The organism is Bradyrhizobium sp. CCGUVB4N (assembly GCF_024199945.1).
Classification (GTDB): Bacteria; Pseudomonadota; Alphaproteobacteria; order Rhizobiales; family Xanthobacteraceae; genus Bradyrhizobium.
Genome location: NZ_JANADP010000001.1, coordinates 3,970,335 through 3,982,295 on the forward strand (window position 1 = coordinate 3,970,335; position 11,961 = coordinate 3,982,295).

13 protein-coding genes are annotated in these 11,961 nt (G+C 62.5%); 8 read left to right on the plus strand and 5 right to left on the minus strand.

Translation table 11 applies throughout. From position 1 onward, the window contains the following. Positions 1–2 precede the first annotated feature (2 nt). Positions 3–875 carry an NAD(P)-binding domain-containing protein gene (locus tag NLM31_RS17835; protein WP_254193083.1) on the minus strand — a complete coding sequence of 291 codons (873 nt, stop codon included), beginning with the start codon at positions 873–875 and terminating at the stop codon, positions 3–5. A 203-nt stretch (positions 876–1,078) separates the two neighbouring features. Between NLM31_RS17835 and NLM31_RS17840 the strand changes: the two genes are divergently transcribed. The 3 genes from NLM31_RS17840 (at position 1,079) to NLM31_RS17850 (ending at position 3,998) form a co-directional block, all read left to right on the plus strand. Beyond that, positions 1,079–1,516 (plus strand): VOC family protein, encoded by a 438-nt coding sequence (locus NLM31_RS17840; RefSeq protein WP_254193084.1) that lies wholly within the window; start codon positions 1,079–1,081, stop codon positions 1,514–1,516. A gap of 54 nt (positions 1,517–1,570) precedes the next feature. Further along, positions 1,571–2,713 (plus strand): Mrp/NBP35 family ATP-binding protein, encoded by a 1,143-nt coding sequence (locus tag NLM31_RS17845; protein ID WP_254130611.1) that lies wholly within the window; start codon positions 1,571–1,573, stop codon positions 2,711–2,713. A 193-nt stretch (positions 2,714–2,906) separates the two neighbouring features. Continuing rightward, complete coding sequence (locus NLM31_RS17850; protein WP_254130612.1) at positions 2,907–3,998, plus strand: TRAP transporter substrate-binding protein; 1,092 nt, start codon at positions 2,907–2,909, stop codon at positions 3,996–3,998. Here the strand turns inward: NLM31_RS17850 and NLM31_RS17855 are convergent. After that, positions 3,970–4,281: a hypothetical protein gene (locus NLM31_RS17855; RefSeq protein ID WP_254193085.1), complete on the minus strand. Its 312-nt coding sequence runs from the start codon at positions 4,279–4,281 to the stop codon at positions 3,970–3,972. The two genes, NLM31_RS17850 and NLM31_RS17855, sit on opposite strands and share 29 nt — an antisense overlap. Here NLM31_RS17855 and NLM31_RS17860 point away from each other — a divergent pair. The 4 genes from NLM31_RS17860 (at position 4,274) to NLM31_RS17875 (ending at position 8,240) form a co-directional block, all read left to right on the plus strand. Then, positions 4,274–4,732, plus strand: coding sequence for a GNAT family N-acetyltransferase (locus NLM31_RS17860; RefSeq protein ID WP_254193086.1), 459 nt, complete (start codon positions 4,274–4,276; stop codon positions 4,730–4,732). The two genes, NLM31_RS17855 and NLM31_RS17860, sit on opposite strands and share 8 nt — an antisense overlap. A gap of 938 nt (positions 4,733–5,670) precedes the next feature. Next, positions 5,671–6,582: an ABC transporter substrate-binding protein gene (locus NLM31_RS17865; RefSeq protein ID WP_254193087.1), complete on the plus strand. Its 912-nt coding sequence runs from the start codon at positions 5,671–5,673 to the stop codon at positions 6,580–6,582. A 150-nt stretch (positions 6,583–6,732) separates the two neighbouring features. Further along, entirely contained in the window at positions 6,733–7,821 is a 1,089-nt protein-coding gene (locus NLM31_RS17870) for a TRAP transporter substrate-binding protein (protein ID WP_254193088.1), read from the plus strand. Positions 7,822–7,892: 71 nt separating this feature from the next. After that, entirely contained in the window at positions 7,893–8,240 is a 348-nt protein-coding gene (locus NLM31_RS17875; RefSeq protein WP_254193089.1) for a hypothetical protein, read from the plus strand. Between the two features lie 256 nt (positions 8,241–8,496). Here the strand turns inward: NLM31_RS17875 and NLM31_RS17880 are convergent, their stop codons facing one another. After that, positions 8,497–9,132: a hypothetical protein gene (locus NLM31_RS17880; protein WP_254193090.1), complete on the minus strand. Its 636-nt coding sequence runs from the start codon at positions 9,130–9,132 to the stop codon at positions 8,497–8,499. A 107-nt stretch (positions 9,133–9,239) separates the two neighbouring features. After that, on the minus strand, positions 9,240–9,629 hold the full coding sequence (locus tag NLM31_RS17885) for a hypothetical protein (protein WP_254193091.1): 390 nt from the start codon (positions 9,627–9,629) through the stop codon (positions 9,240–9,242). 449 nt (positions 9,630–10,078) lie between these two features. Between NLM31_RS17885 and NLM31_RS17890 the strand changes: the two genes are divergently transcribed. Next, positions 10,079–10,837 (plus strand): sulfite exporter TauE/SafE family protein, encoded by a 759-nt coding sequence (locus NLM31_RS17890; protein WP_254193092.1) that lies wholly within the window; start codon positions 10,079–10,081, stop codon positions 10,835–10,837. Positions 10,838–10,858: 21 nt separating this feature from the next. On the opposite strand, the gene NLM31_RS17895 is transcribed toward NLM31_RS17890, so the two are convergent. Beyond that, on the minus strand, positions 10,859–11,848 hold the full coding sequence (locus NLM31_RS17895) for a dienelactone hydrolase (protein ID WP_254193093.1): 990 nt from the start codon (positions 11,846–11,848) through the stop codon (positions 10,859–10,861). Positions 11,849–11,961 lie beyond the last annotated feature (113 nt).

Below are 11,961 nucleotides of genomic sequence, written 5' to 3' on the forward strand. Positions count from 1 at the left end.
GGTCAGCGATTGAGGCGCGCCAGCAGGCTCGACGTATCCCAGCGCTTGCCGCCCATCTTCTCGACCTCGGCGTAGAACTGGTCGACCAGCGCGGTGACAGGCAGATTGGCGCCGTTGCGGCGGGCCTCAGCCAGCGCGATCGAGAGGTCCTTGCGCATCCATTCGACCGCGAAGCCGAAATCGTACTTGTTCTCGTTCATGGTCTTGTAGCGGTTCTCCATCTGCCAGGACTGCGCTGCGCCCTTGGAGATGGTTTCGATCACCGCGGCGACGTCGAGGCCACTCTTCTTGGCGAAGTGGATACCCTCGGAGAGGCCCTGCACGAGGCCGGCGATGCAGATCTGGTTGACCATCTTGGTCAGTTGCCCGGAGCCGGCGGGCCCGAGCAGCTTGCACATCCGCGCATAGGCGCCCGTGATGATCGGCTCAGCGTCGGCATAAACATCCTGCGCGCCGCCGCACATCACGGTCAGCACGCCGTTCTCCGCGCCGGCCTGACCGCCGGAGACGGGGGCGTCGATGAACTTGAAGCCGGCCTTGGTTGCAGCCGCATCGAGCTCGCGCGCAACCTCGGCGGAAGCGGTGGTGTGGTCGACGAAGGTCGCGCCCTTCTTCATGCCGGCAAAGGCGCCGTCGGCACCGATCGTGACCGCGCGCAGGTCGTTGTCGTTGCCGACGCAGCACATCACGAAGTCCTGGCCTTCGGCCGCGGCCTTCGGGGTCGCCGCGGTCTTGCCGCCGAACTTGTCCGCCCACTCCTTCGCCTTGGCGGCGGTGCGGTTGTAGACGGTGACCTCATGGCCCCCTTTTTTCACGAGGTGTCCGGCCATGGGGAAGCCCATCACGCCGAGACCGAGGAAAGCGACTTTAGCCATGTGTGTGTCCGTAGCTTGAGTTTTACGGTTGCAGCCGGGCGAGGGGCGCCAGCCGGGGGTCCTTGAGGTTCCGCGCCAGGGCGGACCGGGCGCACCATAAACCGTTGCGGCCGGAGGGCAACGGCTTCGTTTGGCGGCCTCCTGTGCTAGGATGCAGGGACTAAGGACTTCAACAAGGACTTCAAAACAAGGGAGCGAAAAGCATGGGCGGCGTGAGCGTTGGCGTCCTCGATCATTTCAACATCCGAACCCGGAATCTGGCCGAGACGGTCCGCTTCTACGAGGACGTGCTGGGCCTGGAAAAAGGCGCCCGGCCGAATTTCGCCTTCCCGGGGGCCTGGATGTACAGCGAGGGCAAGGCGGTGGTGCACCTCGTCGATATTTCCCCGACCTCCGAGCCGCAAAAGCCGGATTCCGGCGTGGTCCACCATGTCGCCTTCGTCAGCCGGGGCTTCGACGGCATGAAGCAGCGCCTGGCCTCCAAGGGCATGAAATTCGATAGCCGCCAGGTGCCGGGCGGCGACCTCTGGCAGATCTTCGTCCACGACCCCAACGGGGTCATGATCGAGCTCAATTACGAGGCGGCCCAGGAGCAGGGGGCAGCACCTGCCGAGATGGCTGACGATATCGGCAAGCAGTAGCCTTTTGGCCGTTTCCGCTCTAATGGGGCATCTTGAATTTCTAGGAGATGCGCTTTGAGCGTGACGCAGCAACAGGTTCTCGACAGCCTCGCCAGGATCAAGTCGCCCCGCGGGGTCGCGCTCACCAATGCCAATGTGCTGAGCGCGATCAGCGCCTCCGACGGCAAGGTGTTTTTCTCGATCAACGTCGATGCCGCCGAGGCGCGGGCCTGGGAATCCGTCCGCGCCGAAGCCGAGGCTGCCGTGCGCGGCATTCCCGGCGTCACCACCGTGATGGTCGCCCTGACCGCCGAGCGCAAGGCCGGCGCAGCACCGCCGCCACCCCCGCAACCGAGCCGCGGCACGCCCGGCGTGCAGCCGGTCCATGCCCACAAGCCGCCGCCGCAGGGCGGTGCCCAATCGCCGATGGCACGGCAGTCCGAGATTCCGGGCGTCGCCGCCGTGATCGCGGTGGCCTCCGGCAAGGGCGGCGTCGGCAAATCGACCACCGCGCTCAATCTGGCACTCGGCCTGCGCGATCTCGGCCTCAAGGTCGGGCTGCTCGATGCCGACATCTACGGGCCCTCGGTGCCGCGGTTGACCGGCCTGCACGAGAAGCCGGAACTGGACGGCGAGCGAAAAATGATTCCGCTCCGGCGCTTCGGCCTCGCCATCATGTCGATCGGCTTCCTGGTCGAGGAAGAGACCGCGATGATCTGGCGCGGCCCGATGGTGATGTCGGCGGTGACGCAGATGCTGCGCGACGTCGCCTGGGGCACGCTCGACGTGCTCGTCGTCGACATGCCGCCGGGCACCGGCGATGCCCAGCTCACGCTGGCGCAGAACGTGCCGCTGAAGGGGGCCGTGATCGTCTCGACCCCGCAGGACCTGTCCCTGATCGACGCGCGGCGTGGGCTCGCCATGTTCAAGAAGGTCAACGTGCCCGTGCTCGGCATCGTCGAGAACATGAGCTACTTCCAGTGCCCGCATTGCGGCACGAAATCCGACATCTTCGGCCATGGCGGGGCGCGCCACGAGGCCGAGAAGCTCCAGGTACCGTTCCTGGGCGAGATCCCGCTGCATATGGCGATTCGTGCCACCTCGGACGCCGGCAATCCCGTCGTCGACAGCGAGCCGGACGGCCCCCATGCGGCGATCTATCGCGCCATCGCGGGACAGGTCCGGGACCAGCTCAAGGGCGTCATCGCGGCCGCTTAAGCCTGAAGTCAGGGGACATGCGACTTTGGTCGCCCCCCGTCATGTCATTGTCGCGTTCCGCGGAAGTAGCTTCCGTGTTAAACGCCACGGCAGCGAAGCCCCTTCGGTTCGACGCGGTCCACGTTGCGTCGCCGGAATGAGCGGCAGCCAAGAGGAAGTTCGGGGAAACGCCCCAGCAAGGAGAGACCTGAAGATGAAGCGTCGTGATTTCCTGAAAGTGTCGGCAGCAGGTGCGGCGGCAACCGCCGCGGTGGCCTCGCCGGCGATTGCGCAGTCCTCGCCCGAGATCAAGTGGCGCATGACTTCGAGCTTCCCGAAGTCGCTCGACACCATCTATGGCGGCGGCGAGCAGGTGGCGAAGTACGTCGCCGAGATGACCGACAACAAGTTCCAGATCCAGGTGTTCGCTGCCGGCGAAATCGTCCCTGGCCTGCAGGCCCTCGACGCGACCTCGAACGGCACGGTCGAGATGTGCCACACCGTGTCCTACTACTACGTCGGCAAGGACCCGACCTGGGCGATCTACGCCTCGGTGCCGTTCGGCCTCAACGCGCGCCAGCAGAACTCCTGGTGGTACCAGGGCGGCGGCGAGCAGCTCGGCAACGAGTTCTTCAAGAAGTCGAACGTGATCGGCTTCCCCTGCGGCAACACCGGCACCCAGATGGGCGGCTGGTTCCGCAAGGAGATCAAGACCGTTGCGGATCTCTCGGGCCTGAAGATGCGCATCGGCGGCATCGCCGGCCAGGTGCTCCAGAAGGTCGGCGTGGTGCCGCAGCAGCTCGCCGGCGGCGACATCTACCCGGCGCTGGAAAAGGGCACCATCGACGCGGCCGAGTGGGTCGGCCCCTACGATGACGAGAAGCTCGGCTTCGCCAAGGTCGCGAAGTACTACTACTATCCGGGCTTCTGGGAAGGCGGTCCGACCGTCCACGCCTTCACCAACCTCGACAAGTGGAATTCGCTGCCGAAGAACTACCAGGCGATCCTCACCAACGCGATGGCCAACGCCAACACCTGGATGGCCGCGCGTTACGACATGCAGAACCCGGCGGCGCTGAAGCGTCTGGTCGCCGGCGGCACCCAGCTCCGTCCCTTCACCAACGAAGTGCTCGAGGCCTGCCTCAAGGCGACCAACGAGCTGTGGGGCGAGATCTCGGCCAAGAACGCCGACTTCAAGAAGTCGATCGACGCCATGCAGGCCTACCGCTCCGACGAATATCTGTGGTGGCAGGTCGCCGAATACACCTACGACAGCTTCATGATCCGCTCGCGCACCCGCGGCTGATCTTAGAGCAGGTCGCAAGACGACAGAGCCCGGCCTCGTTCGCGAGGCCGGGCTTTTTCTTTGCTGGCGCATCGGGCGCCGAACAGGAAATCCGCAAAACAACCCCATGCACAGTAGACGCCGGGAACGACGTCGTCTCGCGGTTCGCGACGGCTTGCCCGACCGTCATTGCGAGCGGATGGAGTTGCGCTTGACCCGTCGGGCAAAACAGTGGCAAAAGGTGATGATCGAATAATCCGAAATTGGCGCGCGGCGCTGCGGAGTTTTCATCAACAATGAACATCAGCTTTCGTCGCGCCGAATGGGCCGATCTTCCGGCCATCGTCGCGCTTCTGGCCGACGACGTCCTGGGGCAGCAGCGGGAGGATTCCAGCTCGCCGACAAACCCGTGCTACGTCGACGCGTTCAAGGCCATCCTTGCCGATGCCAATCAGCTCCAGGCGGTGGCGATCTTGAACAACGAGGTGATCGGCACCTTGCAATTGACCTTCATCCCTGGGCTGGCCCGGAAAGGCGCGTGGCGCGGACAGATCGAGGCGGTGAGGATCGCTGCGGCCCATCGGGGAACAGGTGCCGGGCAGCAAATGTTTGAATGGGCCATCGGCGAATGCAAAGCCAGAGGCTGCAATCTCGTCCAGCTGACGACCGACAAGACGCGCCCCGATGCACATCGCTTCTACGAAAGGCTGGGATTTGTCGGCAGCCACATCGGCTACAAGCTGGCGCTGAGTTGACGATGAGCTTCGATCCGGGGCCAGAGGTATGACTTCACGGCGAGCCAGTTCGAGCAGCCGATCGCTTACGTGGATCTGCCTGCAAATCGGGCCGAGACGAAGCTGGAGCAACGCGCGAGGAATTGGCTGGGCTTAGAGTCGCCTTTCAGAGTCTCGGTACCAAATCCGCGTAGTGACCCGAAGCGGACTATTGCGTCTCTTCTGTTTTTCGCGGCTCAATAGCCGCTGTCTTGGCGGCGGCGAGCAAGAGGATTGGTACGTGCCATACTGGGTCAAACGAATTCGTCTCAAGTCAGGAGAGATCGTGACTGAGAGGGAGCTTGGCGCCGACGAAAACTATTCTTCGGACGCGGCGCCCGTCGTGGGCGACGTGATCAATGTTCGCTGCCGCGGCAGGAATTTCGACGCGAAAGTCGTATGGGGCCATTGGCCCGGAAGAACTTATGCCGCCGGGACAGTTGTACCGCTACGGGTGGAAGAAATTTAGTCGCCGTAGGATGGGTAGAGCGAAGCGAAACCCATCATCCCGTCCCAGATCGCTGGCATCGTTGTCGTTTGGGATGGATCGCCGATGGGTTTCGCTTCGCTCTACCCATCCTACGGGCAGCTTGGGGTGGCGGAATAATCTGAAATTGATGGCGTGGCCGATGATGGCATGGTCCGAACGCGCGGCGCGCCGAACGTCCGGACGTGGGGCCGAAGCAGTCATCGCCGGGGTCGGAATCTCGCACCGCAGCAGTCTTCGGCCACGTCGCGATTGTGCTATCGTTTTGATCAGAGAGACCGCCCAGGCCGTCGGGTTTGCCATGACCATTTGCGGTGCTCGCCTTGGCCGGCGAGGTGACCATCGAGTGAGGCGCCGGGAGTTCGTTACGCTCCTCGTTGGTTCGGCGACTGCGCTTGCACTGTCGCGCACCGGACACGCGCAGCGAGGGCGCATGCGGCGGGTCGGCATTCTCCTGGGTTGGGATGAAAACAATGCTTCATCAAAGTTCCTTTTCTCCAGGTTGAGGCAGCGGCTTCGCGAGTTGGGTTGGCGAGAAGAGAGCAACATCCGGCTCGACGTTCGCTGGGCTGCAGGAAATGTGGATCGGATGCGGGTCCAGGCGAAAGAGCTGGTTGAACTCGGACCCGACTTGATCGTCACATGCACGACCCCGGCAACTGCTGCACTCCTCCGAGAGACGCGGACGCTGCCGGTCGTCTTTGTCATCGTGTCTGATCCGATAGGTGCCGGGTTCGTCGCGAGCCTTTCCCATCCTGGCGCGAATATCACGGGCTTCATCAACCTGGAGCCGACCATGGGCGGCAAGTGGCTTGAGCTTCTCAAGGAGATCGCGCCTCGCGTGATGCGGGTCGCAATCATGTTCAATCCAGATACCGCCCCCTCAGGCGGATCATATTTCCTTCCTTCGTTCGAAGCTGCCGCACGCTCAGTCGGCGTCGAGGCGATGAAAGCGCCCGTTCGCAGTGAGGGAGACATCGAAAGAACGATTGCGATGCTTGGACAGGAGCCAAGCGGAGGACTCGTTGTCCAATCGGATGGATTTATGCTTGCTCATCGTGCAAAGGTCATATCGCTTTCGGTGCAACATCATGTTCCCGCGGTTTCAGATCGAACGCTACCGACCGAGCAAGGCGGGCTGCTCTCGTATGGCCCCGTAGACGAGGATCTCTTTGCTGGGGCGGCCGTCTACGTCGATCGCATTCTCCATGGCACGAAACCGGCAGAGCTTCCGGTGCAGGTGCCGACCAAATTCGAGCTCAGATTGAATCTCAAGACGGCAAAGGCGCTCGGCCTTACGATCCCGCCGTCAATTCTTGGCCGCGCCGACGAGGTCATCGAGTGACACCAGACCAAATCGGCCGGCCCCGAGCAGGCCGGAATTTTTTCCTCGCCGCGATGCGATCACGATGGCATTCGCTCCGGCCTTGCGCCATGCTGCTCTCCAAGCCTCGGCAAGAAGGCTCACAATCATCATTCATCAGGGCAGGAAATCATGAAGAGACGAGACTTCATCAAGGTCACAGGACTGGCTGCGGCCGGCGCGGCCACGCTCGCTTCTCCCGCGATCGCGCAGTCGATGCCGGAGATCAAATGGCGCATGCCGACGAGCTGGCCGAAATCGCTCGATACGCTGTTCGGCGGCGCCGAGATGATGTGCAAGATGGTCGCGGAGGCGACCGACAACAAGTTTCAGATCCAGATCTTTGCGGCCGGTGAGATCGTGCCGGGCCTGCAGGTGCTGGACGCCGTGCAGAACGCCACCTGCGAGATCGGCCACACTGCGTCCTACTATTATTTCGGAAAGGACCCGACCTTCACCTTCGGCTCGTCGGTGCCGTTCGGTCCGAACATGCGTATCAACCAGGCCTGGTACATGCTGGGCGGCGGGCGCGAGATTCTCAACGAGTTCTACAAGAGCTACAACGTCGTCTCGCTGCTCGCCGGCAATACCGGTTGCCAGATGGGCGGCTGGTTCAGGAAAGAGGTCAACACGCCGGATGATCTCAGGGGCATGAAATTCCGCATCGGCGGCTTTGCCGGCCGCGTGCTCCAGAAGCTCGGTACGGTGCCGCAGCAGCTTGCCGGCGGCGACATCTATCCGGCGCTGGAGAAGGGCACCATCGACGCCGCCGAATGGGTCGGCCCCTATGACGACGAAAAGCTCGGCTTCTACAAGATTGCGCCGCACTACTACTATCCCGGCTGGTGGGAGGGCGGCCCGATGCTGCTCGCCTTCGTCAACCTCGACAAATGGAACGCGCTGCCGAAATATTACCAGAGCGTGCTCGCGCAGGCCGGGCACTACGCCAACAATTACATGATGGCGCGCTACGACCAGGCCAATCCGCTGGCGCTGAAGAAGCTGCTCGCCAACGGCACCAAGCTGCACGCCTTCTCGCCGCCGATCATGGATGCCTGCCACAAGGCCGCGAAAGAGCTGCACGACGAGGTCTCGGCGACCAACCCCAACTTCAAGAAGGTCTACGAGTCCCTCACCAAATTCTCCAACGACAGCTATGCCTGGTTCCAAGTCGGCGAGGTCGGCTACGACATCTTCATGGCGCGTCACTCGCAGAGCTGAACGCTAACATCTGGCGAATGCAGGTCCCGGTGCGAAGGCTCCGGGGCCTGCAGCGATTGTTGGGAGTGACAATGGGCTTCGATGCCGACGAGATTCAGAGCGCGCTGCGCAAGGCGTGGTCGTTGTCGACGGCGAGCCAATGGACGGCGGATAATCCCGCGGCAGGGCAGTGCAACGTCACGGCGCTGCTCGTTCATGAACTCTTCGGCGGTGACCTGCTGAAGACGCCGCTGCCGGCCGGCGATCATTTCTACAACCGGATCGAAGGCCGGCGATATGACTTCACGGCCAGCCAGTTCGCTCAGCCGATCATTTACACGGACCTGCCGACGGATCGGGCCGAGGCGGAGCAGGGCGCAACGAACGAGCAACTGGCTGCACTCAGAGCTGCTTTTCACGAGCAGTGGGCCGGTTCCTAGGCCGTGTACCCATAAACCCGGCGGTGTGACGCGCTCGCGTCCGTCGCGAAGCGCGAACGCGGCTCGCAGCCACTTCAATTCGTCGTGGTCTTGCTGCCGCGCATGGACACGAGCTTGTTCTCACGAAATCCGAGAATGAGCCAAGCGGTCTCATCGAAACCGTCTGCGAGCTTTCCCGCGTGAGAATACACGATCTGAGCAGCTTGCGACTTCGACGGCGGTCCCAACGCCGTGATGACCTCCTGACGCGACATACCTAAATGCAGCTTGCTGTCGAAGACGACGGGGCGAACTTCTCCGGGATGATGGCGCAATCGGCCGAGGCCCCGGCGTCTTTCTCGGTGAGCTCTTCAACGATCTCCGTGATGAGATGGTCCGGGCCGCCGATCTCTCCGCTGGACACCACCCACAATCGATGCTGCGCGCGCCGATAACACAGCCAATAGATGCTACCGCCGGCGTCGCCCTGGTGTTGGATGGTCCCTTCGCCCACGGCCTCGCGAACCGCGCCGAGCGGCGTCTTCTCGAAGTGGCCGGCGAATGCGCCTAGCGAAAAGCGGGTTGCCAATCTCTTCACGACCGTCGCGGGCACGCGCTCGAACGCATGGTCGTCGATTGGCGGCGGCGGTGTCTGCGCGGAGCAGTCGCCCGCGGGGATCGCGAAAAGGAGAAGCAGCAGGAAGAGCGTCTTGCGACCATCAACTCCGAATTGCCTTACATTGGAGATTGAGCGCTGCTGGAACAGCTCCTTTTGTTTGGCAAGGATGGCGCCAACATCGAGGTCTTTGACGCACCCGGCCGCTCTGTCCGCCAGTCCTTTGTATATTTCTCGCCTCAGCAAGTCGCGCCCAGGCGCCGAGAGTGCGGGCGTCAGTTTCCGGGTGTCGGACACGTCAGTCTATCTCCTGCGATGAAGAACGGCACAACATATCATAGCTGACGCGTGGAGGAGCCTCCCCACCAGCAACCGCCCCGGAACGAATTCAGCTCGGGATTGCATTAATCAAGTGGCGTGCCAAGGCCGCTCGGCAATATGACCGTGATAACGTTCTGTCCTTCCTCGGGGTGGCGCGAGATGTGTCCTCTCCCGTGCGTATCCTCGACGAGAACAAATTTTCCCGCCGGGAGGCATCTCACCTGTCCATCGCTCGTTTCAAATTCCACTTGGCCATCCAGCCATATGGCGAGGAGCCGATCCGGCGGCGTGTGAAAGCCGGCTTCGCGTACCCCAGCGGGGATGTGAGCGAAACGGATGCGTGACGCTGGGTAGTAAGCCGAAAGTTCAAACGGCGCTTCGTTGGGAAACGCCGGCTTCATCGTCATTGCGATATCGACTTCTCCAAAATGGGATTCCCCGTCAGGCGTTGCATATATGCGCAGGCGCCTCATCCCGGCCTCCATCGCTCCGTCTAGGTTACGCGGGTGCGTCGATAGCTGCGAAGAGCTTCTGCCATGACCTGATCCCTGTCCCGGTCATCCTAAAGCGAGCCGACGTCCTCGAAAAGGATCGCAATCGCATCGGAATTCGTGACGTCGCCCTGAGCCCTTAAGCCTTCGCTTAGGACGTACGCGACCAAATTGCTCCGAGATCAATGTTATTATTGTACTGAGACGTGCATCGGAGCATATTCCGGGCAATCAGTGAATTGACCCGGTTACGCCCGGGAACTGCAGAGCCCACGACCATGCACCTCAGCTATTTCGACCTGTTTCTCGCCTTCATCGGATTGACGTTTGGCGTGCCGTCAGCCCTGCCTCGCGTGTTTTTCCGGAGCGAGGACACGTCGCGCCGCAAGACTTCATAGAGGGCGGATTGCCTGGCGGTCGCGGAGACGAACATGGATCTGACGGCCGCCACCATCCTCATCGCCTTTGCCGGCGTATTCCTGATCTGCTTCATGAAGGGCGCCTTCGGCGGCGGCTTCTCCATCGTCGGGATTCCGTTGCTGTCCTTCGTCATGGACCCGGTCACGGCCGGCGACCTGCTCGCGCCGCTGTTCATCGCGATGGATTTGTTCGCGCTGCGCTACTGGAAGCCCTCGACCTGGTCGAAGCCCGACCTCATGCTGCTGTTGCCGGGGCTCGTGATCGGCATCGGTCTCGGCTATCTGCTGTTTCGCGTGCTGGATCACCGTGCCGTTGCGATCGTGATGGCGATAGTGACCTTGATCTTCGTCGGCCTGTGGTTCTTTGGCGACACGAAGGTGATCATACGTCCGCGTTCGACGCCGAAGGCGATCGCAGCCGGTCTCGGCTCCGGTGTCACGACGATGGTCGCGCATTCCGGCGGACCGCCGCTTGCGATGTATCTGCTGCCGCTCGGCCTCAGCAAGGAGATCTATGCGGGAACGACGAGCCTGTTCTTCACCGTCGGCAATGCGACCAAGGCGGTGCCGTGGCTGCTGCTGACGCGCCCGTCGGGCAACGAATGGATCGTGATGGCGGTTTGTCTGCTCGCCATTCCCTCTGGCGTCTGGCTCGGCTGGCGCCTGCACGGACGGCTCGACCAGCAGCAGATTTTCCGCGCTTGCTACGGCCTGCTGGTCGTCACGGCGGTGAAGCTGCTGTGGGATGGCGTGTCAGGCTATCTGGCGTAGGCTGCACGCCTGCATTGTTCGTCAGTCCTTCAGATGCTCCCGGAAGAACGCCAGCGCCGCCGCGTTGAACGCGTTGTGGAAGCCGAGGCGGTCGAAGCCAGCTCTGTCGGTGCAGATGTTGGGACGCTTCTGCGCCAGCTCCGGCGTGCAGGGCGGAAGAAATGCGTAGTGACCGGCATTCGCCACGAGATGATAGTCGGGCTTGACCGGCAGATCGCGCATGATCGTTGAGACATAATCCAGCGTGACTTCGCCGCCCGTTCTGTCCTCTCCGCTCAGCGCCGAGGCCCACAGCTGGATCGGGATTTTCACGTCCTTCAAGCCATCAGGGTCGAACAATGGACCGAACGCGGGGTCGGCAATGACGAGCGCCCTGACGCGCGGGTCATGCGTGAATGCCGGCGCCGGAATCTCGCTTTTGCGCAGTTCCGCACAGCTGGGGTTTCGAGAACTCTCCGGACACAAGGCGATCATCTTTCGCAGATCGGGATTGCCGCCGGCGACGACCAGGCCGGTGTAGCCGCCCCGCGAGAAACCGAAGAAGCCGATATGTCCGGGGGCGAGCTTTGCATGATCAGGCCATGCATCGAGCATGTAGTCGATCACGCGCTTGATGTCGGCCGGACGCTCCGTGAAGGCGGCGAGCGTGTCCGCGCGGCTCATGTCGCCGCCTCCGGTATCGACGGGATGACTGAGCGCCACAACGACGAAACCGTTGTCCGCGAGCACTTCTGCGGTGTCGTGATGACCGGGGAAGCTTCCGCCATAGCCATGCGAGATCACGATCAGCGCCAGCTTGTCGCCCGATATCGCGCAGTTCTGCGTCGCGGGCAGGGTCATCGTGCGGAGTTTCACTTCGCCGACCGGCTCCCGGCAGGGCGACCACACGGCCGCCTCGATCTGCGGAAAGCCGGCCTCGGCCGGCACGGTGAGGAATCGAAAGCCGGCTGCGTGGGCCAATGTTGTCGTCAGACAAAGGGCGGAAGCGAGCGTGAACTTCAGAATGCGCATGCGTTGTTCCCGCGGTCGGTCTCGTTGTGAGGCAGATGTAGGATGGGTAGAGCGCAGCGAAACCCATCATTTTTCCTTGCGGTGATCAAGCGATGGGTTTCGCTTCGCTCTAC